The organism is Nonomuraea sp. NPDC003754 (assembly GCF_053605785.1).
On record NZ_JBSGJX010000050.1, the window covers coordinates 1 to 24,491 of the forward strand.

Genomic DNA, 24,491 nt, shown 5'->3' on the forward strand with positions numbered 1-24,491 from the left:
TTCATGCACTGGCTTTTAACACACTGTTGAGTTCTCAAGAAACGGACGCGTTCACCGTCAACCACCCGGCCGCACTCGCTTCGTTCGTTGTGTCTTAATTTTACCGTTTCGTCCGACTTGCTGTCAAACCGGGCGAACCAGCTACAATCTCGACCACCCCGCTTCCGGGGCAACCCTCTCAACTTACCGTGACATTTGGCCGTTGTCCAATCACCCGGTTTTTCGGATGATGCGACGCCGTACCAAGTGGTGGCTGTGTTGGAGAAGGAGTGGCCCCTCGGGGCCCGTCCGCCGTCATGCGGCGTCCGGCTCGCTCCCGGGGCACAGACGAGATTAGGTCGGGATCGCCCTCACGTCAAATCTGCGTCCGGCATGTCGATCTCTGCCCCTATCCTCCACTAGGTGACCGCCACGATCGCCGCACCCGAGAGCCCGACACGCGCCCTCCCCCGTACCCCTCCCTGGCTCGCCGTCGTGGCGGGCGTCGTGGCCTGCGCCGTCGCGCTCACCGGGTCGGGCGGCGCGACCCTCAACGGGGACGAGCTGGCCACCCTCAGCGCGGCCAGGCGCGGCATCTCCGGCATGTGGGAGCTTGCGCAGCACATCGACGGCCACTTCCTGCCCTACTACGTGTTCATGCACTTCTGGACGGCGTTCGGCGAGGCGGAGCTCTGGCTGCGGCTGCCGTCGGCCGTGGCCATCGGCGTGGCCGCCGCCTTCCTGGTCTGCCTCGGCCGGCGCCTGCACGGGACGACTGCGGGCCTGACGGCCGCGGCGCTGTTCGCCGTGCTTCCCTCGGTCTCCTACTACGGCGCCTTCGCCAGGTCCTACGCCTTCGCCGCCGCGGCGGTCACGATCTCCTTCTGGTGCCTGCACCGTGCCCGATGGGTGCGGTACGCGGTGTCCGTGGCTTTCGTCGGCTGCACGCACCTGTTCGCCGTCCTGGTCCTCCCCGCGCACCTCGCCCTGCTCCGCAGGGGTACCGCGAGCGCCAGGGACGCCGGAAGCACCGCGAGCACCAGGGACGCCGAAGGCACCGCGAGCGCCAGGAGCGTCGGAGTCACCGCGAGCGCCAAGGGCACCTGGGGCATGGTCCTGGCCATGGCGGCCGGGTTCGTCCCCGCGGCCGTGCTGGGTCTCATCGGGTACGGCGAGCGCCACGCGATCAGCTGGATCCCCCAGCGTGGCCCCGAGGTGCTGCTGAAGTTCCCCAAGATGGCGGCGGGGGCGAGCGGGATCGGCCTGCTGCTATTCGCGGTCGCGCTCGCCGGTGCCATCCTCATGATCAGGAGGGACACCCGGTGGGGCCTGGCGCTGTCCGGCTGGCTGCTGCTCCCGCCCGTGCTGCTGCTGGCGGTCTCCCACCTGGTGACACCCGTGTACGTGGACCGCTATCTCTTCGTCACCGCTCCCGCGCTCGCGCTGCTGGCGGCGATCGCGGTGGCCGAACTGCCCCGCTTCGCCGTACCGGCCGCCGTGGCCCTCACGGTCGCCGCGGGCGCGCTGGCCGTACCGCAGCACGGGGAGATCAGGGAGCCGAACGGCCGCTTCGAGGATGTGCCGTGGGCGATCCGGCGGATGAAGCTCGAGCCCGGTGACGCGATCGTGTACGGCCAGAGCTCGCTGCGCACCGGCTTCGACTACTACGCCGCGGCTGTCATGCCGGACGACGTGCTGCGGGAGAGCACGGCGCCGGCCGCCGACAGTTTCGCCTACCCCGAGAAGGCGGACGTCGCCGCCGCGCTCGCGGGCCGCGACAGGGTCTGGCTGGTGTGGCGCGGCGCGAAGGACGCCGACCTGCCGACGATCGAGAAGGTACGGCAGGCGGGCTTCGACCGGGCCCAGGCCTGGCACTCGGCCGACATCCCCGGCCTGACGGTCTCCCTCTACACGCGAAAGGCGGGCCTGCCCTGAGGACAGGCCCGCCGGCGGTCGGGCGGGTCAGCCGACGATGACGCCGCCGATCGACTTCTTGCCGCGGCGCAGGACGAGGAACCGTCCCTGGATCAGGTCGTCCGCGCCGGGCGTGAACGCCTCATCGGTGATCTTGACGTTGTTGAGGTACGCCCCGCCCTCCTTGATCGCGCGCCGGGCCGCCGACTTCGACTCGACCAGGCCACTTTCAGCCATGAGGTCGGCGAGGGTCGGGCCCAGCGTGGCGACCCTGGCCAGCGGGACCTCCGCCAGCGCCGCCTCCAGCGTCGCGGCCGGCAGGTCCTCGAGCGTGCCCTGCCCGAACAACGCCTTGGAGGCGGCGACGACCGCGTCGAGCTCGGCCTTGCCGTGCAGCAGCTCGGTGAGCTCCTCGGCCAGGGCTCGCTGCGCCTCGCGGGCAAAGGGCCGCTCGGCGACGGCCTTCTCCAGTTCCTCGATCTCCTCGCGGCTGCGGAAGGTGAACACCTTGAGGTAGTGGATCACGTCGCGGTCGTCAGAGTTGAGGAAGTACTGGTAGAAGGCGTAGGGCGAGGTCATGGCCGGGTCGAGCCACAGCGCGCCGCCCGCCGTCTTGCCGAACTTGGTGCCGTCGGCCTTGGTGATCAGTGGCAGGGTGAGCGCGTGGACGTGCCCGCCCTCGACGCGGCGAACCAGGTCGACGCCCGCGGTGATGTTGCCCCACTGGTCGCTGCCGCCGATCTGCAGCGTGCAGCCGTGCCTGCGGTACAGCTCCAGGAAGTCGTTCGACTGCAGGATCTGGTAGCTGAACTCGGTGTAGCTGAGTCCCTCACCGGCCAGGCGCGCCGAGACCGACTCGCGGGCCAGCATGCGGTTGACGGGGAAGTGCTTGCCGATGTCGCGCAGGAAGTCGATCGCGGACAGCTCGGCGGTCCAGTCGAGGTTGCTGACCATGAGCGCGGGGTTGGGCTGGATCTCGAAGTCGATGAAACGCCCCACCTGGCCGCGCAGCCGCTCCACCCATCCGGCGACGACGTCACTGGAGTTGAGCGCGCGCTCGGAGTTGCGTCCGCTGGGGTCGCCGATCAGCCCGGTGGCGCCACCGACCAGGCCGATGGGCCGGTGGCCGGCCAGCTGGAAGCGGCGCAGCGTCAGCAGCGGCACGAAGTGGCCGACGTGCAGCGAGGCCGCGGTCGGGTCGAAGCCGCAATAGACCGTGATCGGCCCCTTGGCCATGGACGCCCTGAGGGCGTCGAGGTCGGTGGACTGCGCGATCAGGCCTCGCCACGCGAGGTCGTCGAGGATGTCGGTCACGATTCCGGCTTTCCCAACATGTAGTGGTTGACGGGGACTAGCCTGCCCGATACACACGCATCCTCGCCACTTGGATACGCTCGGTGTCCATGTGGAAGGTCCGTCGCGAGCTGGCCGTTCTCAAGATCCTAGGGGCTCTGGCCTGTGCAGGGCTCGGCGTCTACTGGTACCTCGGCGGCGACGTGCGCGGCGTCGTCCTGGCCGTCCCCGCGACCTTGCTGGTCGGCGCGATGGCGGCCAGGGACGTGATCGCCCCCGTACGGCTGGCCGCCGACGAGAGCGGCATCACGGTCGTGCACGGCTTCGCCGGCAGACGGCACGTCCCCTGGGACCAGATCGAGGACGTCCGCGTCGACGTGCGCACGCGGTTCGGGCTGCGCAGCGAGATGCTCGAGATCGACACCGGCGACCACCTGCACCTGCTGAGCGGCTACGAGCTCGGCGGCGCCTCCTGCACGGAGGTCGCGGCGTTGTTGCGCCGCCGCGGCGTGTGAGCCCGGTACGGCGAGACGGTCGGCTCCCCCTCGATCCAGAACCGCCACGGCGTGTCGGCGGCGCTGGAGATTCCCGTCCTGGGTCCTGAGCGGATCGCCGGAGCCGGCTCTCCTTCGAGCACCCGGCCGATCATGTCAAGCCCGTTGTCGGCCCTGCCGAGGCCGAGCGCGGTCGCCAGCCTGGCGGGGCCGCGCGCGAGGTCGCGGTCCTTGGCGGCGGGCCGGCGGGCGCGGGCCAGGGGCAGGCCGGTCACGATCTCGCCGGCGCGCAGCAGCACCGCCGAGCCGTGTCCCTCGGGCAGGCAGACGAGGTTGGCGCAGTAGTGCATGCCGTAGGTGAAGTAGACGTACAGGTGGCCGGGCGGGCCGAACATGACCGCGTTGCGCGGGGTCTGCCCGCGGTAGGTGTGGGAGGCGGGGTCCTCCCCCGGCAGGCCGTACGCCTCGACCTCGGTCAGCCGGACGCCGACGTCGCCGTGCACGAGGACGCACCCGAGCAGGTCGGGTGCGACCTCGTGGGCGGGGCGGTCGAAGAAGTCCCTGGTCAGACGTTGGACGCCCATGCCGCCTGCACGTCGACGGTCTCGCGCAGGGCGGCGATCTGGTCGCGGACCCTGTCGGGGGCCGTGCCGCCGTGCGCCTTGCGCGCGGCCAGGGCGCCCGGCACGTTGAGGACGTCGCGGACGTCCGGCGTCAGGTGCGGCGACACCTTGGCCAGGTCCTCGTCGCTCACGTCGCCGAGGTCGACGTCGTTGACCTGGCAGTAGACGACCAGGTGGCCGACGGCCTCGTGCGCCTCGCGGAAGGGCACGCCCTTGCGGACCAGCAGCTCGGCCAGGTCGGTGGCCAGGGCGAAGCCGTCGGAGGCGGTCGCCGACATGCGGGCGGTGTTGACGCGCATGGTGGAGACCAGCCCGGCCACCGCGGGCAGCACGACGAGCAGCGTGTCGACGGTGTCGAAGACCGGCTCCTTGTCCTCCTGCAGGTCGCGGTTGTAGGTGAGCGGCAGGCCCTTGAGCACGGTCAGCAGCGTCATGAGGTTGCCGATGAGGCGGCCGGACTTGCCGCGGGCGAGCTCGGCCACGTCCGGGTTCTTCTTCTGCGGCATGATCGACGAGCCGGTCGAGTAGGCGTCGTCCATCTCGATCCAGCGGAACTCCTGCGAGGCCCACAGGACGATCTCCTCGCCGAGCCGCGACAGGTGGACGCCGATCATCGCGGCGTCGAACAGGAACTCGGCGGCGAAGTCGCGGTCGGCGACGGCGTCCATCGAGTTCGGCGCGGCGGCGTCGAAGCCGAGCTCGGCGGCGACGACGACGGGGTCGAGCGGCAGCGACGAGCCGGCCAGCGCGCCGGAGCCCAGCGGCGAGACCGCGGCCCGCTTGTCCCAGTCGATCAGGCGGTCGATGTCGCGTGCGAAGGCGTGCACGTGCGCCAGCAACTGGTGGCCGAAGGAGACCGGCTGGGCGTGCTGCAGGTGGGTCATGCCGGGCGCCGCCGTGTCGGCGTGGTCGGCGGCCTGGGCCAGCAGCGCCGTCTCCAGCTCCACCAGCCTGGAGACGATGGTGCGGACGTGGTCGCGGAGGTAGAGCCGCAGGTCGGTGGCGATCTGGTCGTTGCGGCTGCGCCCGGCGCGCAGCTTGCCGCCGAGGGCGCCGAGCCGCTCCAGCAGCCCCCGCTCCAGCGCGGTGTGCACGTCCTCGTCGGCGACCGTCGGCCGGAACTCACCGTTCTTGCAGGCGCGCTCCAGGTCGTCGAGCGCGCCGATCATGCGCTCGAGCTCGTCGTCCGTCAGCAGGTCCGCCCTGTTCAGCACGCGGGCGTGCGCCCGCGAGGCCATCAGGTCGTACGGCACCAGCCGCCAGTCGAAGTGCACGCTCACCGACAGCCGAGCCAGCGCGTCGGCGGGGCCCGACTCGAAGCGCCCGCCCCACAGCCTCATCGGCTTGCCATCACTCACCGTCATACCCTCCGTCTTCTCCGCGAAGTCCCACGCGATCCTAGCCATGCTTCACGTCACGGGCTGCAGCGATCTTGGACGGCAGGCTCCACAGCTGGACGAATCCCTTGGCGAGCGACTGGTCGAAGGTGTCGCCGGTGTCGTAGGTGGCCAGCGAGAAGTCGTACAGCGACTGCTCCGAGCGCCGGCCCGTGACGACCGCGCGGCCGCCGTGCAACGTCATCCGGATGTCGCCGCTGACGTACTTCTGCGCCTCGGCGATGAGCGCGTCGAGGGCGTGCTTGAGCGGCGAGAACCACAGGCCGTCGTAGACGAGCTCGCTCCAGCGCTGGTCGACGCCGCGCTTGAAGCGGGCCAGGTCGCGTTCGACGGTGACGTTCTCCAGCTCCATGTGCGCGGTGATGAGCGCGATGGCGCCGGGCGCCTCGTAGACCTCGCGCGACTTGATACCGACGAGCCGGTCCTCGACCATGTCGATCCTGCCGACGCCCTGCGCGCCGGCCCGCCTGTTCAGCTCGTCGACGATCTGGAACGGCGTGAGCAGCCGCCCGTCGAGGGCGACCGGCACGCCGCGCTCGAAGGTGATGACGACCTCGTCGGCCTCGCGCGGCTCGGCCGGGTCGGCGGTGTAGGCGTAGATGTCCTCGGTGGGACCGTTCCAGATGTCCTCGAGGTAGCCGGTCTCGATGGCCCTGCCCCACAGGTTCTGGTCGATCGAGTAGGGGTTCTTCTTGGTGGTCTCGATCGGCAGGCCCTTCTCCTCGGCGAAGGCGATGGCCTTGTCACGGGTCCAGGCGAAGTCGCGTGCGGGCGCGACGACCTTGAGGTCGGGGGCCAGCGCGGCCAGGCCCGCCTCGAAGCGGACCTGGTCGTTGCCCTTGCCGGTGCAACCGTGGGAGACCGTGGTGCCGCCGAACTGCTTGGCCGCCGACACCAGGTGTTTGACGATCAGCGGGCGCGACAGCGACGACAGCAGCGGGTAGCGGTCCATGTAGAGCGCGTTGGCCTGCAGCGCGGGGACGCAGAAGTCGGCCGCGAACTCGTCCTTGGCGTCGATCACCACGGACTCGACGGCGCCGCAGTCGAGGGCGCGTTTCTGGATCACGTCCATGTCCTCGCCGCCCTGACCGAGGTCGACGGCCACGGCGATGACCTCGGCGTCCATTTTCTCGGCCAGGAACGGAATGGCGACGGAGGTATCCAGCCCTCCGGAGAAGGCGAGCACGACTCTCTCAGACATGATCATGGTCCTTTGCGGTTGGCGATGTTGAGCAGGCTGCCCGCGAGCGCCTGGCCCCCCTGCGGGTCACGGCTGATGACCAGGATGGTGTCGTCTCCTGCCACGGTGCCGAGGATGGACTCCCAGTCGGCGTGGTCGATGGCGGAGGCGAGGAACTGGGCGGCGCCGGGCGGTGTCCTGACGATGACGAGGTTGGCCGAGGCCTCGGCGGAGACGAGCAGTTCCTCGGCGATGCGGTTGAGCCTGGCGGCGGGCGACTCGCCGGTGCCGAGGCGGGCCAGCGGGATGCGCCCGCCGCCCTCGCCGGGAAGGGCGTAGACCAGCGAGCCGTCCTCCGCGCGCAGCTTGAGGGCGCCGAGCTCGTCCAGGTCGCGGGATAGCGTGGCCTGGGTGACCTCGACCCCGCTCTCGGCGAGCAGCTTGGCCAGCTCCGGCTGGGAGCGCACGGCCTGGCGCTGCAGCAGCTCGGTGATCTTGGCCTGTCGCGCCACCTTGGTCATGGGGATGGTCATCGGGACTCCTTCGCCGGTGCCGTCACCAGCCACTGCAGGAGCGCCTTCTGCGCGTGGCGGCGGTTCTCCGCCTGGTCCCACACCACGCTGCGGGGGCCGTCGAGCACCTCGGCGCTGATCTCGTAGCCGCGGTAGGCGGGCAGGCAGTGCAGCACGACGGCCTCGGGCGCGGCGTGGGCCAGCAGCGCGGAGTTCACCTGGTACGGCATGAGCGCCGCGACGCGCTCCTCCTTGCCGTCCTGCCCCATGGACACCCAGGTGTCGGTGGCGACGACGTCGGCGCCGTGCGCGGCGACCACCGGGTCCTGGTGGACGGCGACGGTGCCGCCGGTCTGTTCCGCGACCTCCGCGGCCCTGGCCAGGATCGCGGGATCGGGCTGGAAGCCGGACGGCGCGGCGATCCGCACGTGCATGCCGGCGGTGGCGCCGCCGAGCAGGTAGGAGTGGGCCATGTTGTTGGCGCCGTCGCCGAAGTAGGCCAGCGTCAGCCCCTCGGTCCTGCCGAACCGCTCCCTGACGGTCTGCAGGTCGGCGAGGATCTGGCAGGGGTGGTACTCGTCGGTCAGGGCGTTGACCACGGGCACGCCAGAGGCCGCGGCCATGGCGTCGATGCGCTGCTGGGCGCCGGTCCGCCACACGATGGCGGCCACCTGGCGCTCCAGCACCTTGGCGGTGTCCTCGATCGGCTCGCCGCGACCCATCTGGGACGTGCCGCCGTCGATGATCATGGGGAGGCCGCCCAGCTCGCCGATGCCGACGGCGAAGGAGACACGCGTCCTGGTGGACGGCTTGTCGAACAGGACCGCGACGGTCCTGGGGCCCGCGAAGGGGCGGTAGCCGTACGGGTCCTTCTTCATCGCCGCGGCCAGGTCGAGCACCTCGGCCTGCTCGGCGGGCGAAAGGTCGTCGTCCTTCAGGAAGTGCCGGACGGGTGGTCTAGTCACGGGAGGCCTCTTCGAGGATGGAGGGGAGGGCGGCGACGAAGGAGCGGATCTCCTCGGCCGTCACCACCAGCGGAGGGGCGAGCCGTACCGCGTCGGGCTGCAGGGCGTTGACCAGGAATCCGGCGTTCTGCGCGGCCTGCTGCACCTTGCCGGAGACGGGCTGGTGGAGCACCAGCGCCAGCCAGAGGCCGCGGCCGCGCACGCCCTTCAGCAGCGGGTGCCGCACCTCCTCCAGGCCCGACCACAGCAGGTCGGCGGCCCGGTTGACGTGGTCGAGGTCGACGTTGTCCAGGACGGCCAGCGCGGCGGCGCAGGAGACCGGGTTGCCGCCGAACGTCGAGCCGTGATCGCCCTTCTCGAACAGCGTGCCGGCGAAGCCGAAGCCCACGCACGCGCCGATCGGCAGCCCGCCGCCCAGGCCCTTGGCCAGGGTGAGGATGTCGGGCACGACGCCGTCGGCCTGGTGGGCGAACCAGTGTCCCGTCCGGCCGATGGCCGACTGGATCTCGTCGGCGACCAGCAGTGCCCCCGCCGCGGTGCAGATCTCGCGGGCGGCCTTGAGGTAGCCGTCCGGCGGCGGCACGACGCCCGCCTCGCCCTGCGTGGGCTCGAGGAAGACGGCGATGCAGTCCTCGGTGACGGCCTGGGCGAGCGCGTCGGCGTCGCCGTACGGCACGAAGCGGACCTCGACAGGGAACGGGCCGAACTGGTCGCGGATGGCCTTCTTGCCGGTCAGCGACAGGGCGCCCATGGTGCGGCCGTGGAAGCCGTTCTCGGTGGCGACGAAGTAGGAGCGGCCCGTGGCCTTGCCGTACTTGACCGACAGCTTGTAGGCGGCCTCGTTCGCCTCGGTGCCGGAGTTGGCGAAGAAGATCCTGGCGGGCTCCTTCAGCAGCTCCAGCAGCTTCTCGGCGAGCAGCACCTCGGGCTCGTGCAGGAACAGGTTGCTGGTGTGGGCGATGGTGGCCACCTGCCGGGAGACCGCCTCCACCAGCGCGGGGTGGGCGTGGCCGAGCGAGTCGACCGCGATCCCGCCGATGAAGTCGAGGTACGGCCGGCCGTCGACGTCCCACACGGTGGTGCCCTCGCCTCGGGCCAGAGCCAGCGGCGGGACGCCGTAGTTCGGCATGAAGGCGTTCTCGAACCTCTGATACAGGTTCATCAGGGCATCACCATGGTTCCGATTCCGTGGTCGGTGAAGATCTCGAGCAGCAGGGAGTGGGGCACGCGGCCGTCGAGGACGTGCGCCTGCGGCACGCCGCCCTGCACGGCCGTCAGGCAGGCCTCCATCTTGGGCACCATGCCGCTGGACAGCGTCGGCAGCATCTCGGCCAGCTCGGCCGCCTTGAGCCGGTCGATCACGTCGGTGTCCTCGGGCCAGTTGGCGTACAGGCCCTCGACGTCGGTGAGCACGATCAGCTTCTGCGCGTCGAGCGCGACGGCCAGCGCGGCGGCGGCGGTGTCGGCGTTGACGTTGTAGATCTCCCCGTCGTCGCCGCGGGCGACGCTGGAGACGACGGGGATGCGGCCGTCGTCGAGCATCGCCCGGACCGCGCCGGGCTCGACCCTGACGATCTCGCCGACCTGGCCGATGTCGACCGGCTCGCCGTCGACGACGGCGTGCTTGCGCTCGGCGGTGAACAGGTGGGCGTCCTCGCCTGACATGCCGACGGCGAACGGGCCGTGCCGGTTGATCAGGCCGACGACGTCGCGGTTGACCTGGCCGACCAGGACCATCCTGACGACCTGCATGGCCTCGGGCGTGGTGACCCGAAGCCCCGCGGTGAACGTCGACTCGATGCCCAGCCGGTCGAGCTGGGCGTTGATCTGCGGCCCTCCGCCGTGCACGACGACGGGCTTGAGGCCCGCGTAGCGCAGGAAGACGATGTCCTCGGCGAAGCCCTCCTTGAGGGAGTCCTCGGTCATGGCGTTGCCGCCGTACTTGATGACGACGGTGGCGCCGCTGAACCTGGCCAGCCAGGGTAGCGCCTCGATCAGCGTGCTCGCCTTGGCGAGCGCTCCGTTGGCCCTCATGAGCTGTACGCCGAGTTCTCGTGGACGTAGGCGGCGGTCAGGTCCGTCGTGTGGATGGTCGCCGAGTGCGGTCCTGCCGACAGGTCGATGGTGATGGTGACGTCGCGGGGACGCATGTCGACCTTGGCGCGGTCGTCGCCGACGGCGCCGCCCCTGCAGATCCAGATGCCGTTGATGGCCACGTTGATCCGGTCGGGCTCGAAGACCGCGTCGGTGGTGCCGACCGCTGACAGGACGCGGCCCCAGTTGGGGTCCTCGCCGTGGATGGCGCACTTGAGGAGGTTGGAGCGGGAGACCGTACGGCCGACGGTGACCGCGTCGTCCTCGCTGGCCGCGCCGACGACCTCGATGGCGATCGCCTTGGAGGCGCCCTCGGCGTCGACCAGCAGCTGCCGCGCCAGGTCGGCGCAGACCTCGGTGATCTTCTTCTCGAACTCGTCGAGGTCGGGGATGATGCCGGAGGCGCCGCTGGCCAGCAGCAGCACGGTGTCGTTGGTGGACATGCAGCCGTCGGCGTCGAGCCGGTCGAAGGTCTTCGACGTGGCCTTGCGCAGCACCGTGTCGAGCTGCTCGGCCGACAGGTCGGCGTCGGTGGTGATGACGCACAGCATGGTCGCCAGGGCGGGGGCGAGCATGCCGGCGCCCTTGGCCATGCCGCCGACCATGTAGCCGCCGTCGCCGCGCTTGAAGGAGATCTTGGAGACGGTGTCGGTCGTGCGGATCGCGTCGGCCGCCGCCAGGCCGCCGTCGCGGGAGAGCTGGGTGGCGGCGCTGTCGACGCCGGCCAGCAGCCGGTCCATGGGCAGCCGCTCGCCGATCAGGCCGGTGGAGCACACCGCGATCTCGCCGGCCGAGTCGGCCAGCACCTCGGCGACCTTCTCCGCCGTGGCGTGGGTGTCCTGGAAGCCCTCGGGACCCGTGCAGGCGTTGGCGCCGCCGGAGTTGAGGACGACCGCGCGCACCCTGCCGCCGGCCAGGACCTGCTGTGACCACAGGACGGGGGCGGCCTTCACGCGGTTGGCGGTGAAGACGCCCGCCGCGGCGCGGCGGGGCCCCTCGTTGACGACGAGGGCCAGGTCGCGGTGACCGCTGGCCTTGATGCCCGCGGTGATGCCCGCGGCCTTGAACCCGAGGGGTGCTGTGACGCTCATGCGTCCTCCTTCGTCGGACGCATGAGCGTCAACGCACAGTGTTTGATGGTTCCCTCGCCACGCTCGCTCACGGGGCGACTCCGTTCTGAGGAAGGCCGAGCTCTTCTGGTAGGCCGAGGGCGAGGTTGACGCTCTGGATCGCGCCGCCCGCCGTGCCCTTGGTGAGGTTGTCGATGGCGATGACGGCGACCACGCGGCCGGCTCGCTCGTCCAGCGTGACCTGCAGGGCCGCGGTGTTGGCGCCGTAGGTCATCGCGGTGGCGGGCCAGGTGCCTTCGGGCAGCAGCGTGACGAACGGCTCGTCCTTCAGCGCGCTGTCGTAGGCCTCGCGCAGCGTGGCGGTGGTGAGGCCGGGGGCGGCGGGAGCCGTGCAGGTCGCGAGGATGCCGCGGCTCATCGGGGCCAGCATCGGGGTGAAGGCGACGGTGACGGGGACACCCGCCACGGCCGACAGGTTCTGCTCCATCTCGGGCGTGTGGCGGTGGACGCCGCCGACGCCGTAGGCGCTGACCGAGCCCATGACCTCGCTGCCGAGCAGGTGCGGCTTGAGCGCCTTGCCGGCGCCGCTGGTGCCGGTGGCGGCCACCACGACCACGTCGGGCTCGGCGAGCCCTACCGCGAAGGCCGGGAAGAGGGCCAGGGTGACGGCCGTCGGGTAGCAGCCGGGTACGGCGATGCGCCGGGCGGCCTTGAGCAGGTCGCGCTGGCCGGGAAGCTCGGGCAGGCCGTACGGCCAGGTGCCCGCGTGGGCTCCGCCGTAGAACTCCGCCCACGCGGCGGGGTCGGCGAGCCGGTGGTCGGCTCCGCAGTCGACGACCACCGTGTCGTCGTCGAGCTGGGCGGCGACCGCGGCGGACTGGCCGTGCGGGAGGGCGAGGAAGACCACGTCGTGGCCGGCGAGGGTCTCGGCGGTGGTTTCCTGAATGATCCGGCCGGCCAGCTGGGGCAGGTGCGGCTGGTGGGCGCCGAGCGGGCTGCCCGCGCTCGTGGCCGCGGTCAGCGCGCCGATCTCCAGCTCAGGATGCATGAGCAGCAGGCGCGCGAGCTCACCTCCGGCATAGCCGCTGGCTCCGGCGATCGCCACACGCTGCATAATCATTCACCCTTACTCATGCTCTTGCTTAGAAAGATTATGCATGTGAGTCGATGAACATGCAAGCAAGCTCGGCCTGCGCGCCCGCATCGCGAGATGGGACTAAACACCCGAAAAGTGCATAACCACTCAGAATTGAGGATCTAGCGTCACGTACCTACCGGTCGGTACTGTGAGACTCCGGTTCACAGACCCTGCGGGAGTTCTTGCCCATGAGCATCACGCACACCCAGGTCCAGGCCCAGCTCACGGCGGCGGGCCAGCTGTTCGAAACCGAGGCGCTCGACTCCGGGATCCGTACGTGGAAGCACGCACCCGGACACTTCCGCACGATGCTCGAGAACAGTCGGTTCCAGGGCGAGAAGGACTTCCTCGTTTACGAGGACGAGCGGATCAGCTACGAGGAGCACTACCGGCAGGCGGCGACCCTGGCGCGCAGGCTCGCCGAGGAGTACGGCGTCGCCAAGGGTGACAGGGTCGCGATCGCCATGCGCAACTACCCGGAATGGGTCGTCTCCTTCTCCGCCGTGCTCGCCGCGGGGGCGATCGCCGTACCGCTGAACGCGTGGTGGACCGCGCAGGAGCTCGCCTACGGGGTCACGGACTCGGGCGCCAAGGTGCTGATCGCCGACGGCGAGCGCGCCGAGCGGCTGGCCGGCACAGGCGTGCCGCTGATCGTCACCAGAGGGTCGGGACACGGCAGGCCGTGGGACGAGGTCATGGGCGAGGTCAGGCCGGACGTGACGCTTCCCGAGGTGGAGCTGTCGCCCGAGGACCCGGCCACGATCTTCTACACCTCCGGCACGACGGGGCTGCCCAAGGGCGCGCTCGGCAGCCACCGCAACCTCGGCCAGGCCCCGATGACCGTCGCCTACTCGCTGATCAGAGCGGTCGTCATGGCGGGCAAGGACCCGTCCGGCCTGACGGGTGAGCGGCGCGTGACGCTGCTGACCGTGCCGCTGTTCCACGTGACGGGCTGCTTCGCCGTCCTCATGGGCACCATGTTCACCGGAGGCGCTCTCGTGCTCATGTACAAGTGGGACCCCGAGCGGGCACTGCAGCTCATCGAACGCGAGCAGATCACCGGCATGACCGGCGTGCCCACCAACGCCTGGCAGCTGCTGTCGCACCCCGACGTGGGCAAGTACGACCTGTCGTCCCTCACCGGCATCTCGTACGGCGGCGCCCCCGCACCGCCCAAGCTCATGGAGCGCATCAGCGCCGAACTGCCGGGCCGCGCACCGAGCAACGGTTACGGCATGACGGAGACCACGGCCCTGGCGATCAACAACGCGGGCGCCGACTACACCCGCAGACCGGACAGCATCGGACTGCCCTCCGCCGTCGTCGACGTGCGCGTCACCGACCCCACGGGCGCGCCGCTGCCCGCCGGCGAGGTGGGCGAACTGTGCCTGCGGGGACCCAACGTCATCCTCGGCTACTGGAACAAGCCCGCGGCGACGGCCGAGACCTTCGTCGACGGGTGGCTGCACACCGGCGACCTGGCGCGGGTGGACGACGAAGGCTTCGTGTACATCGTCGACCGGGCGAAGGACATGGTGATCCGCGGCGGCGAGAACGTGTACTGCGCGGAGGTCGAGGCGGCGCTGTTCGAGCACCCGTCCGTGGACGACGCGGCGGTGATCGGCGTGCCGCACGACGAGCTCGGCGAGGAGGTGGGCGCGGTGGTCCGGCTGTCGGCCCCCGCCACGGACGAGGAGCTGACGGCGTTCCTGAAGGAACGGATCGCCGGGTTCAAGGTGCCTGCTCACTACTGGTTCAGGGACGGCCAGCTGCCGCGCAACCCGGGCGGCAAGATCCTCAAGACCCGGCTGCGGCAGGAGGTCCTGGGCCCCGACCGACCCTGATGCCCGGCCCCTACTGAAGGGCCCTACTGAGCGCTGACCGGCCCTGCTGAGCGGCCCGAGGCCCGCTCTTCCGCCCCCCTCGCCCCGCGAGCTCATCCCTCCGGCCCGTGCCCTTCCACCTCCCTTGACCCGCGCTCATCCCCTCGGACCGCGCTCTTCCACCCCCCTTGACCCCCTGGACGCGCGCTCATCCCCTCGGGCCCGCGCTCTTCCGCCCTCTCGACCCGCGCTCTTCCACCCCTCTTGACGCGCGTTCATCCGCGCCCTCGGTGGGCGGAAGAGCGTTTTTCTTTGCTTTGTCGCAGGTCAGCGCGCCACAGGCGGTCGTCGTTACCTCCCGCGTAATCGCAGCCTTGATGTCCCTGATGACACGGTTGCACCACCGGAACGAAACACCCTTCCGAAGGAGCACACGATGACCACCATCCCCGTCACCGCCGACCGCGCCAAGTTCCTGCGCCTGGCCCTGGCCGCGGACGCCATCATCACCGGCGGCAACGGGCTGATCTACCTGCTGGCCGCCGCCCCCGTCGGCGCGCTCCTCGGCGCCGACGCCGGCGTCCTGCGCGAGATCGGCGTCTTCCTCCTCGTCTACGGCGCGGCGGTCGGCTTCCTCGCCAGCCGGGCGACCATCAGCAGGGCCGCCACCCAGGCCGTGATCGCCCTGAACATCGTGTGGACCCTCGGCAGCGTCGCCACCGTCGTCACCGGCCTCATGGACTTCACCACCATCGGCGCGATCTGGGCCATCGCCCAGGCCCTCGTGGTGGCCGGCTTCGCCGAACTGCAGATCATGGGCCTGCGCAAGGCCGCCTGACCCCCTCACCGACCCGCCCCTCTCACCGACAGGAAAGGACGAGAACACCATGACCATCGTCGAGCGCTACCTGGCCGCCTGGAACGAGACCGACGCCGAGGCCCGCGCCAAGGCCGTCGCCGAGCTCTGGACCGAGGACGCCACCTACACCGACCCCATGGCGGACGTGGCCGGCCACGAGGGCATCGCCGCGGTGATCGCCGGAGCCCAGGAGATGTTCCCCGGCCTGGTCTTCACCCCCGGCGAGCTTTACGACGCCCACCACGACCTGGTCCGCTTCACCTGGCACCTCGGCCCCGCCGGCGGCGAGGCGCTGGCCGTCGGGTTCGACGTGGTGAAGCTCGCCGAGGACGGCAGGATCCGCCAGGTGCTCGGCTTTCTCGACAAAGTGCCCGGCTGAGCGATCCGCTCGAAGGCCCCCGGACCCCCCGGGGGCCTTCGTCATGCTCGGGCCCTCACGCGGAGGCCGTCACACTGGGCCATCCGGCGGGGGCCCCTCATGTGGGGCAATCACGCGAAGGAGCCATCGGCTGGGAGGCCATCACGCGAGGGAGCCGTCACGCGAAGGGGTCATCACGCGAAGGGGCCATCGCGTGGAATGCCATCGCGTGGGAGGCCATCACGCGAGGGGCCGGCACGTCGGCGCTTCGTCCTGCCGGGCGGTGGAAAATCCTTTGCGCCGGCCCGCGGACCCGAAACACAATGAACCCTCGTGTCCGACCGACTCAAGCGCCTGCTCGCCCACTTCGCCATCGATCTGGGTCCGCTGCGCGAATCCCGCGACTACCGGCTGCTGATGGCCTCCGGCGTCATCACCATGTTCGGCACGTTCATCACGATGGTCGCGGTGCCGTACCAGATGAAGGAGCTGACCGGCTCCTACGTCGCGGTCGGCCTGGTGAGCCTGGCGGAGTTCGTGCCCATGGTGATCTGCGGGCTGTGGGGCGGCGCGATCGCCGACTCGCTCGACCGGCGCAAGGTCATCCTGCTGGGCGAGGTCGGGCTCATGGTGACCTCGGCGCTCCTGATGGTCAACGCGATCCTGCCCGAGCCGCAGGTGTGGGTGCTGTACGTGGTCGGCGCGCTTTCCACTGGCCTGGCCAGCCTGCAGCGGCCGAGTCTGGAGGCGCTGATCCCGCAGGTGGTCAGGCACGACCAGCTGGGTTCCGCGGCCGTGCTGGCCAGCCTGCGCTGGAACATCGGCGCCATCACGGCGCCCGCCCTCGGCGGCCTGCTGGTGACCACGTTCAGCGTCGCCACCGCCTACGCGGTCGACACCCTCAGCTTCGTGCTCTCGCTGCTGCTGCTGTGGCGGATCGCGGCCGTCCCGCCGAAGGAGGACGCCGCTCCGGCCTCGCTGAGCTCGCTGGTCGAGGGCGTCCGCTACGCCGTCGGCAGGCGCGACCTGATGGGCACCTACCTGGTCGACATCGCCGCGATGGTGTTCGCCATGTCGACGGCGCTGTTCCCGTTCATCGTCGACCACTACGGCGCTCCCCAGGCGCTCGGCCTGCTGTATTCGGCCGGCGCGGTCGGCTCGCTCGTCGCCTCGCTCACGGGGGCCTGGGCGGCGCGCGTGCAACGACAGGGACTCGGCGTGATCCTGGCGGCGGCGCTGTGGGGGGCGGCGATCGCGCTCGCGGCGGTGATCCCCAACATCTGGGCGATCTTCCTCTGCCTGGCGCTGGCGGGCGCGGCCGACATGGTCAGCGGCATCTTCCGGATGACCATGTGGAACCAGACCATCCCGGAGGAACTGCGCGGCCGCCTGGCGGGCATCGAGCTGCTCTCCTACGCCAGCGGCCCGATGCTCGGCAACGCCAGGGCCGGGCTCATGGCGCAGGCCGGAGGCGCCCGGTTCTCCCTGGGGGTGGGCGGGTTGCTGTGCGTGGGCTCGGTGGCGCTGCTGGCGTGGCTGCTGCCGTCCTTCCGCACCTACGACGCCAGGACCAGCGAACACGCGCTGGCCGAGAAGGCCCGCCGCGAGGCCGCCACCTCCCAGGCCTGACGCCGACGTGCGGCCCTGCCGGCCCCAGGCCGCCCGGACCTGAGCCCGCGCCGCCCCGGCGACGCCACCCCGCTGGAGCACGCCCGCTGATACCGCCGCCCGGAGCCTACCCGGTGGTACCGCCGACGCAGCCTGCCCGGTGATGGTCTGCCGCCGGGGCGTCGGGCACGCCCGGAAAGGACGCGCCGCGAAGGCGTGGCGCTAGGCGGGCCTGCCCTCGGCTTTCCCGAACGCGCGCAGCGCCTCCACGTCGGAGTGGATTCCGGTGACGTAGTCGGCCACCCATCCGGCGACCTCGGGGAAGCCGCTCTCCTCGACGATCCGTGCGCCCGCCGCTCGTGCGTCGAACAGGGTACGGCGGAGCGTGACGGCGCCGCTTCCCGCGTCGAGCAGGGCCCAGTGGGCGCCCGCCGTGCCGTACGGCATGCCGACCGAGCCGGGATTGACCACCAGCCTGCGGTCGACCAGCCTGACGAACGGCATGTGCGTGTTGCCCAGCACGACCGTGTCCGCCCCGACACCGTCGAGCACCTCGGCCCAACGCCCGATCGTGCTGTCGACCAGGATCATCTCATCGTCACGCCGGGGCGTGGCGTGCACGAACAGCGTCGTGCCCAGAGCGCCGAGATCCAGTTCGCGCGCGTCCGGCAGGCCCGCCAGCAGCTCCACCTGATCATCGCGCAACTGCCGGCCGGCCCACTGCGAGATCGGGTAGGCGCTCGGCTTGCCGCGGGCGACCTCCACGAGCTCCCGGTCCGCGTTGCCGTTCACCCACAGCGCCCGCTCCCCCAGCGAGACCAGCAGGTCGAGCGTCGCAACGGGTTGCGGGCCCGCGGCCATGTCACCGGTGAGGACGAGCAGGTCCGCCGCCACAACGTCGGGTTCGGCCAGCACGGCCTCCAGCGCGGGCAGGACACCATGGATGTCGGACAGTACGGCTACACGCATGCCGTTCACGCTGCCGGATCGCCCGCGCGCCCCTCAAGGGCTTTCGCCCGTGGCGGACCGCCCGGTCGCCCGCACCCTCGGGTCAGCCGCTCCGCGTCCCCTCAGGCATCACCACCGCGGGCGATCAGCCGCTTTCGCGCCAGCCCTCGCGTTCCTCCACCAGCGCGTCGACCCGCGCAAGGTGCTCCTCGTCGAGCCCTTCGACGACGACGAGCCACTGCGCGTCCTCGGCGTCGTCCTCCCCCGCGAGCGTCTCCCTGACGACGGCAGGCACACCGCCGAGCCGCGGGAACCATTCGACCAGCGTCTCGGCCACCTCTTCGGCGTCGTCACGCTCGGAGAACACCAGCAACTGCCTCATGGACGGCAAGCCTAAAGCCCGGCCCTGCCTCCTCGTTCTCCGGGCGTGAGCGGCGTAGATCACCTACCGTGGGCCCATGGCGTCCGACGCGGTGACACCGGAGACGACTCGCTCGCTACCCGGTTGGGTCTTCCCTCCGGCCGAGGGCTTCGCCGCCGAGCACCTCGATCACCTTCCGGATCTGCCTGCGCGCACGGAGTTGATTGACGCAAGCTTGGTGTTCGTGAGCCCACAGCCGTCCTTCCACATGCGCACGGTCTCGCTCCTGGAGTTCGAGCTGCGACGCCAGGCTCCGGGCACGCTCAGGGTGCGCAGGCACATGAGCGTCATCCTCGGCCCGGCCCAGCGGCCCGAGCCTGACGTGAGCATCGTCCGCGCCGAGGCGACGCACGGCGAGGAGACCTCCTACCAGGCGGCCGACGTGCTGCTCGCCGCCGAAGTGGTGACACCGGACTCTCTCGTGCGCGACCGCGAGCGCAAGCCGCAGCTGTACGCGGAGGCGGGCATCAGGCACCACTGGCGGGTCGAGAACGACGCGCATGGTCCCGTCGTCCACGTCTACGAGCTCGACCCCGCGACCTGCGCCTACGGGCTCACCGGTATCCACCACGACCGGTTGAAGCTCACCGTCCCGTTCGACCTCGACATCGACCTCACCGAGATCGACCGGCTCTGAGATCAATCGGCTCTGAGATCTGGACGAATCCGCGAGCCCGGCGGCACGGAGGTCGCCACGAAAAAGGGGGCCCCGAGGGGCCCCCTTTCACGGTCTCTTCTACGCCCCGCGCAGTTGCGCGCCGACCCGGTCGGCGGCCATCGCGACGGCCGCGTCGCGGGCGGCGGTGGTCTCCTCCACCGTCAGCGTGCGGTCGGCGGCGCGGAAGCGCAGCGTGTAGGCCAGCGACTTGTTGCCCTCGCCCACCTGCGCTCCGGTGTAGACGTCGAACAGACGCACCGACTCCAGCAGCTCGCCCGCGCCGTCACGCAGCGCCGCCGCCACGTCCGCGACCGGGGTCCAGTCGGGGACGATCAGCGCGACGTCCTGCGTGGCGATCGGGTAGGAGGAGACAGGGGGCGTCTCGACCGGCCCCGGCATGGCCTGCTCGAGGCGGGTGAGCTCCAGCTCCATGGCGCAGGTGCGCGGCGGCAGGCCGTAGGCCTCGACCACCCTGGGGTGCAGCTCTCCCGCGTGGCCCACGAGGACGTCGCCCACGTAGAGGGCGGCGCACCGGCCGGGGTGCCACGGCTCGTGCTGGTCGGCGACCACGGCCAGCTCCACGCGGGCCTCGCTCGCCACGAGCCGCGCGGCCTGTACGGCGTCGGCCCAGCCGGCCTGGCGGCCCTGGCCCCACCAGCCGGAGCGCTCGAACTCGCCGGCCAGCACGACGGCCACCCGCTGCGGCTGCCTGGGCAGCGCCGACTCGATCGACTCGAGCTCTTCGGGAGAGGGCCGGCGGTCGACGCCGAGCACGGGCGCCTTGGCGGGCGTGCCCTCACCGGGAAGGTAGACCAGGCCGGTCTCGAACAGCGCCACGTCGTTGAACCCGCGGCCCACGTTGCGCACCAGGGTCTTGAGCAGGCCGGGCAGCAGCGTGGTGCGCAGCAGCGGCTCGTCCTCCGACAGCGGGTTGGCCAGCCGTACGGCACGACGGCGGTCGTCGCCCTCGGGCAGCTGCAGGTGGTCGAGGTCGCGCTCGCCGAGGAACGGGTAGGCCAGCACCTCGACGTAGCCGGCGGCGGCCAGCGTGCGGCCGACCCGCCGGCGCAGCCGCTGCGCCTCGGTCAGCCCGGCGCCCGCCGGAGCCTTGGGCAGGATCGAGGGCAGGTCGGCGTAGCCCTCGAGGCGGATGACCTCTTCGGCCAGGTCGTTGGGGTCGGTGAGGTCGGGGCGCCACGACGGCGGCGTGACCGTGATCATGTCGTCGCCCGTCACGGCCAGCAGCCCGTCGGTGTCGCCGCCGGAGACCACGCCCGTGGGGTCGACGCCGCCGCGCTGCGGCGCCGGGTCGGCGCCCGGCACGACCTGGCAGCCCACCTGCTCCAGGCGGGTGACGACCGTCTCGCGGGAGTACGGCACGCCGGCCACGGCCCCCGGGTGGGAGGTCGGGATGGCGATCCGCACGGGCGACACCTCGCTCTGGGCGTGGGTGACACCCGGGACGGCGGTGGCACCGCCCAGGGAGGTCAGCAACTGCACCGCCCGCCACGAGGCGACCAGCGGCAGCTCGCGGTCGACGCCGCGCTCGAAGCGCTTGGACGCCTCCGACACCAGGTTGTGCCGACGGGACATGCGCGCCGTGCCGGTGGCCGAGAAGTGGGCCGCCTCGATCACGATGTCGGTGGAGTCGTCGGAGATCTCGGTGTGCAGGCCGCCCATGGTGCCCGCCATCGAGATCGCGCCCGAGTCGTCGGTGATCAGGATGTCGTCGGTGTCGAGCTTGCGGACGACGTGGTCGAGCGTCTCCAGCGTCTCGCCGGGGACGGCCCGCCGTACGACGATCTCGCCGGTCAGCTTCGTGCGGTCGAAGGCGTGCAGCGGCTGGCCGAGCTCCAGCATCACGTAGTTGGTGATGTCGACGGCCAGCGACACCGGACGCATGCCGGCCCTGGTGAGCCTGGTGCGCATCCACAGCGGGCTCGGCGCGGACGGGTCGAAGCCGCGCACCTCGCGCAGCACGAACCTGTCGCAGGACGTCGGGTCGCCGATGGAGGCGGGGTGGGACGGCTCGGTGTCGGCGGGCAGCTCGATCGCCGCCGGGTCGCGGAACGGCACGCCGAAGGCGGTGGCCGCCTCGCGGGCCACGCCCCTGATCGACAGGGCGTAGCCGATGTCGGGGGTGATCTCCAGCTCGAGCACGTCGTCGCGCAGGCCGAGCAGCTCGACCACGTCGGTGCCGATCGGGGTGTCCTGGGGCAGCACCATGATGCCGTCGTGGTCGTCGCCGAGGCCGAGCTCGCGCTCGGAGCAGATCATGCCCTCGGACATGCGGCCGTAGGTCTTGCGCGCGCCGACCTCGAAGCCGCCGGGCAGCACGCCGCCGGGCAGCACGACGGGCACCCTGTCGCCCACCACGAAGTTGGTGGCGCCGCAGACGATCTGGCGCGGCTCGGCCTCGCCGACCTCGACCATGCAGTGGCGGATCGGCTTCTTGAACCCGGTCAGCTCCTCGATCGAGAGCACCTCGCCCACCACGACGTTCTTCACGTCGTGGCCGTGGGAGCTGATGCTCTCGAGCTTGAGGCCGGCGGCGGTGAGCTTGTCCGCCACCTCGTGCGCGGTGACGGCGGGGAGGTCGACGTGCTCCCGCAGCCAGGAAAGCGGGACCTTCATCAGATCTCCATTCCGAACGGGAGGGTGAAGCGGACATCGCCCTCGACCATGTCACGCATGTCTTCGGCGTTGTGGCGGAACATCAGCGTCCGCTCGATGCCCATGCCGAAGGCGAAGCCGGAGTACTTGCGCGGGTCGACGCCGCAGGCGACGAGCACGCGCGGGTTGACCATGCCGCAGCCGCCCCACTCGATCCAGCCCTCCGACTTGCAGGTGCGGCAGGGCGGGTTGCCGGGAACGGCCGAGGCGCCCCTGCACACGAAGCACTTGAGGTCCATCTCGGCCGAAGGCTCGGTGAAGGGGAAGTAGTTGGGCCTGAACCTGGTCGTGATGCCCTCGCCGAACATGACCTCGGCGAAGCGGTCGAGCGTGCCCTTGAGGTGGGCCATCGTCAGGCCCTCGTCGATCGCCAGCCCCTCGACCTGGTGGAAGACCGGCGTGTGGGTGGCGTCGAGCTCGTCGGTGCGGAAGACCTTGCCGGGCGAGACGACGTAGACCGGCACGCCCCGCTGCAGCAGCGCCCTGATCTGCACCGGGGAGGTCTGGGTACGCAGCACCTTGCCGGAGTCGGTGGACTCGACGAAGAAGGTGTCGTGGTCGGAGCGGGCCGGGTGGTCGGTCGCGATGTTGAGCGCGTCGAAGTTGAACCACTCGCCTTCGAGCTCGGGGCCCTCGGCGACCTCGTAGCCCATCGCGACGAAGGTGTCGGCGATGCGCTCCTGCATGGTCGTGAGCGGGTGGCGGGCGCCTCGGGGCGCGCGGTCCCAGGGCAGCGTGACGTCAACCGTCTCCTCGACGAGGACGCGGGCGTCGCGCTCGGCCTCCAGCTCGGCCTGGCGCGCGGCGAGGGCCTCGTTGATCGCCTTGCGGGCGCCGCCGATGCGCTTGCCCGCCTCGGCGCGGGCCGCGGGCGGCAGGGCGCCGATCTCGCGGTTGGCCAGCGCGATCGGCGAGCGGTCTCCGGCGTGTGCGAGGCGCACCTGCTTGAGTGCGTCGAGATCGCCCGCCGCCTTGATCGCGGCGACGGCCTCGGCCTCCATGCGCGCCACCTCGTCGGCGTGCAGAGGGGTGACCTCGACGGGGTCGTAGTCAGACAAGAGAGAGCTCCGTATCCAGGGCTTGAGCGGACCCGAGTCTAGTCGGATCGGCAGAAAGGGTCGTGCGCGGCGACGCCTGCCTGTGGAAAACGACCGGCCGCGCCTCGCGCCTGTGGAAAAGCCCGTCGGGTCCGTGCTCGCCGTACGGTCAGGCGAAGTCGGGTGCCCCGGCGGGCATGGTAAATCGGAACTCGGCCCCGCCCTCGGGCGCGCGCTGCACGGTGATGGTGCCGCCGTGGGCCTCCACCAGGCCCTTGACGATGAACAGGCCAAGGCCCGTGCCGCCGCGCCTGCGGCGGTTGCCGCGCCAGAACTGCTGGAAGACGCGCGGGGCCAGCTCGGGCGCGATGCCCTCACCCTGGTCTCGCACGGACACGGCAACTCCCCAGCCGACGGATTCGATGTCGATCGTGACGGTGCCCCTGCCGTGGCGCACCGCGTTCTCCACCAGGTTACCGAGAATCTGGTCGATCTTGTCGCCGTCGAGCCACATCTCGGGCAGCTCGCCGGAGACCCGCAGCTGGAAGCGGTTTTCGGGCTCGCCCGCCGCGACCCTGCCGGCGATGATCTTGCGGGCCCGGGCGGGCACGTCGACGACCGCCCGGTGGATCTCCAGCCGCCCCGACTCGATCCGCGAGACGTCGAGCAGCTCGGTGATCAGCCTGGTGACCCTGTCGGCGTCGTTGTTGACGGTCTCCAGCATCACGAGCTTCTGCTCTTCGGTGAAGCGCGTCCATTTGGCCAGCAGCGTCGCGGTGAAGCCCTTGACGCTGGTCAGCGGCGAGCGCAGCTCGTGGGCGACCGTCGAGACCAGGTCGGCGCGGCTGCGTTCGAGCCGCGCCCTGGCGCCGCCGTCGCGCAGGGTGATCGTGACCCGCGCGACGTCGCCGCCGCACTCGGGCTCGCGCACGAGCCTGGCCGCCACGTGCAGCTCCTGCCCGCCGGGCAGGTGGAGCGGCCGTTCGGGCACCCTGGTCCTGGTGCGCAGCCCGCCCTCGGGGTCGAGGCACTTCCACCACTCGCGGCCGTCGTGGTCGCGGAACGGGAACACCTCGTTGATGTCACCGCCGACCGCGCGCTCGCGGCTGACGCCGGTGAGCCTGGCGGCGGCCCTGTTGACGGTGAGGATCACGCCGAAGCGGTCGGTCACGATGAGCCCGTCGGGCAGGTCGTCCACGGGCACCGTGCACGCCGGATCGGACATCCGCCAACCGGTACCTTCGCCCCGCACGAACCCCGCCTCCTCGACCTACATGGCCGACAATAGCGGGTTTCCCACACCGGAGGGCACCCGCGCGCGCCGCCTTGCGCTGGGGTCGCCCTGCCCTCCCGTACGGCTACCGCCGGGCCGGGCCCACCCAGGGCACGCATGCCCGCCCGTCCAGGGAGACGGCACGCGAGCTCACCGGCGGGCCGCCGTCACGCG

Annotated in this window: 22 protein-coding genes; 7 read left to right on the plus strand and 15 right to left on the minus strand. The window is 71.1% G+C overall.

The features are described 5' to 3' along the window. Window positions 1–402 precede the first annotated feature (402 nt). A complete protein-coding gene (locus ACWEVS_RS39380; protein ID WP_452555897.1) occupies window positions 403–1,914 on the plus strand; it encodes a glycosyltransferase family 39 protein in 1,512 nt (503 codons plus the stop codon). A gap of 27 nt (window positions 1,915–1,941) precedes the next feature. Here ACWEVS_RS39380 and tyrS read toward each other — a convergent pair whose 3' ends face one another. Continuing rightward, the gene (gene tyrS / locus ACWEVS_RS39385) at window positions 1,942–3,207 is read right to left on the minus strand and encodes a tyrosine--tRNA ligase (protein WP_354912021.1); all 1,266 of its coding nucleotides are present in this window, start codon (window positions 3,205–3,207) and stop codon (window positions 1,942–1,944) included. An 89-nt stretch (window positions 3,208–3,296) separates the two neighbouring features. On the opposite strand from tyrS, the gene ACWEVS_RS39390 reads away from it, so the two are divergent. Beyond that, window positions 3,297–3,701, plus strand: a complete 405-nt coding sequence (locus ACWEVS_RS39390) for a PH domain-containing protein (protein ID WP_354912023.1) — start codon at window positions 3,297–3,299, stop codon at window positions 3,699–3,701. Here ACWEVS_RS39390 and ACWEVS_RS39395 read toward each other — a convergent pair. The 9 genes from ACWEVS_RS39395 to argC form a co-directional block, all read right to left on the minus strand. Beyond that, window positions 3,638–4,264: a DNA-3-methyladenine glycosylase gene (locus ACWEVS_RS39395; RefSeq protein WP_452555900.1), complete on the minus strand. Its 627-nt coding sequence runs from the start codon at window positions 4,262–4,264 to the stop codon at window positions 3,638–3,640. The genes ACWEVS_RS39390 and ACWEVS_RS39395 overlap by 64 nt on opposite strands. Continuing rightward, window positions 4,246–5,667, minus strand: a complete 1,422-nt coding sequence (gene argH, locus ACWEVS_RS39400; protein WP_354912029.1) for an argininosuccinate lyase — start codon at window positions 5,665–5,667, stop codon at window positions 4,246–4,248. The genes ACWEVS_RS39395 and argH overlap by 19 nt, the downstream gene beginning before the upstream one ends. Window positions 5,668–5,701: 34 nt before the next feature. Next, window positions 5,702–6,901 carry an argininosuccinate synthase gene (locus ACWEVS_RS39405; protein WP_449926422.1) on the minus strand — a complete coding sequence of 400 codons (1,200 nt, stop codon included), beginning with the start codon at window positions 6,899–6,901 and terminating at the stop codon, window positions 5,702–5,704. Between the two features lie 2 nt (window positions 6,902–6,903). Then, complete coding sequence (locus ACWEVS_RS39410) at window positions 6,904–7,413, minus strand: arginine repressor (RefSeq protein ID WP_354912034.1); 510 nt, start codon at window positions 7,411–7,413, stop codon at window positions 6,904–6,906. Continuing rightward, complete coding sequence (gene argF / locus ACWEVS_RS39415; protein WP_452555902.1) at window positions 7,410–8,357, minus strand: ornithine carbamoyltransferase; 948 nt, start codon at window positions 8,355–8,357, stop codon at window positions 7,410–7,412. Before argF ends, ACWEVS_RS39410 begins: the two co-directional genes overlap by 4 nt. Then, window positions 8,350–9,519, minus strand: coding sequence for an acetylornithine transaminase (locus ACWEVS_RS39420; RefSeq protein ID WP_449926416.1), 1,170 nt, complete (start codon window positions 9,517–9,519; stop codon window positions 8,350–8,352). Before ACWEVS_RS39420 ends, argF begins: the two co-directional genes overlap by 8 nt. Continuing rightward, a complete protein-coding gene (gene argB, locus ACWEVS_RS39425; RefSeq protein WP_452416548.1) occupies window positions 9,519–10,391 on the minus strand; it encodes an acetylglutamate kinase in 873 nt (290 codons plus the stop codon). The genes ACWEVS_RS39420 and argB overlap by 1 nt, the downstream gene beginning before the upstream one ends. Continuing rightward, a complete protein-coding gene (gene argJ / locus ACWEVS_RS39430) occupies window positions 10,388–11,542 on the minus strand; it encodes a bifunctional glutamate N-acetyltransferase/amino-acid acetyltransferase ArgJ (RefSeq protein ID WP_354912042.1) in 1,155 nt (384 codons plus the stop codon). The genes argB and argJ overlap by 4 nt, the downstream gene beginning before the upstream one ends. A 67-nt stretch (window positions 11,543–11,609) precedes the next feature. Then, complete coding sequence (gene argC, locus ACWEVS_RS39435; RefSeq protein ID WP_452555904.1) at window positions 11,610–12,635, minus strand: N-acetyl-gamma-glutamyl-phosphate reductase; 1,026 nt, start codon at window positions 12,633–12,635, stop codon at window positions 11,610–11,612. A gap of 212 nt (window positions 12,636–12,847) precedes the next feature. On the opposite strand from argC, the gene ACWEVS_RS39440 reads away from it, so the two are divergent. The 4 genes from ACWEVS_RS39440 to ACWEVS_RS39455 all read left to right on the plus strand — a co-directional run bounded on the left by ACWEVS_RS39440 (window position 12,848) and on the right by ACWEVS_RS39455 (window position 17,328). Beyond that, window positions 12,848–14,503, plus strand: coding sequence for a class I adenylate-forming enzyme family protein (locus tag ACWEVS_RS39440; RefSeq protein ID WP_452555906.1), 1,656 nt, complete (start codon window positions 12,848–12,850; stop codon window positions 14,501–14,503). A 415-nt stretch (window positions 14,504–14,918) separates the two neighbouring features. Beyond that, on the plus strand, window positions 14,919–15,320 hold the full coding sequence (locus tag ACWEVS_RS39445; protein ID WP_354912050.1) for a hypothetical protein: 402 nt from the start codon (window positions 14,919–14,921) through the stop codon (window positions 15,318–15,320). A 49-nt stretch (window positions 15,321–15,369) separates the two neighbouring features. Continuing rightward, window positions 15,370–15,720: a nuclear transport factor 2 family protein gene (locus ACWEVS_RS39450; protein ID WP_449926406.1), complete on the plus strand. Its 351-nt coding sequence runs from the start codon at window positions 15,370–15,372 to the stop codon at window positions 15,718–15,720. Window positions 15,721–16,032: 312 nt separating this feature from the next. After that, a complete protein-coding gene (locus ACWEVS_RS39455; protein ID WP_452555909.1) occupies window positions 16,033–17,328 on the plus strand; it encodes an MFS transporter in 1,296 nt (431 codons plus the stop codon). A 201-nt stretch (window positions 17,329–17,529) separates the two neighbouring features. On the opposite strand, the gene ACWEVS_RS39460 is transcribed toward ACWEVS_RS39455, so the two are convergent. After that, window positions 17,530–18,276 (minus strand): metallophosphoesterase family protein, encoded by a 747-nt coding sequence (locus ACWEVS_RS39460; protein ID WP_452555911.1) that lies wholly within the window; start codon window positions 18,274–18,276, stop codon window positions 17,530–17,532. Window positions 18,277–18,400: 124 nt separating this feature from the next. Further along, on the minus strand, window positions 18,401–18,637 hold the full coding sequence (locus tag ACWEVS_RS39465; RefSeq protein ID WP_449926397.1) for a hypothetical protein: 237 nt from the start codon (window positions 18,635–18,637) through the stop codon (window positions 18,401–18,403). Window positions 18,638–18,713: 76 nt separating this feature from the next. On the opposite strand from ACWEVS_RS39465, the gene ACWEVS_RS39470 reads away from it, so the two are divergent. Next, window positions 18,714–19,313 carry a Uma2 family endonuclease gene (locus ACWEVS_RS39470; protein WP_452555913.1) on the plus strand — a complete coding sequence of 200 codons (600 nt, stop codon included), beginning with the start codon at window positions 18,714–18,716 and terminating at the stop codon, window positions 19,311–19,313. Between the two features lie 99 nt (window positions 19,314–19,412). On the opposite strand, the gene ACWEVS_RS39475 is transcribed toward ACWEVS_RS39470, so the two are convergent. From ACWEVS_RS39475 to ACWEVS_RS39485, 3 genes are all read right to left on the minus strand, one after another. Next, complete coding sequence (locus ACWEVS_RS39475) at window positions 19,413–21,968, minus strand: phenylalanine--tRNA ligase subunit beta (RefSeq protein ID WP_452555915.1); 2,556 nt, start codon at window positions 21,966–21,968, stop codon at window positions 19,413–19,415. Next, window positions 21,968–23,008: a phenylalanine--tRNA ligase subunit alpha gene (pheS, locus tag ACWEVS_RS39480; RefSeq protein ID WP_354912496.1), complete on the minus strand. Its 1,041-nt coding sequence runs from the start codon at window positions 23,006–23,008 to the stop codon at window positions 21,968–21,970. Before pheS ends, ACWEVS_RS39475 begins: the two co-directional genes overlap by 1 nt. A gap of 205 nt (window positions 23,009–23,213) precedes the next feature. Continuing rightward, window positions 23,214–24,269 carry an ATP-binding protein gene (locus ACWEVS_RS39485; RefSeq protein ID WP_452555917.1) on the minus strand — a complete coding sequence of 352 codons (1,056 nt, stop codon included), beginning with the start codon at window positions 24,267–24,269 and terminating at the stop codon, window positions 23,214–23,216. Window positions 24,270–24,491 lie beyond the last annotated feature (222 nt).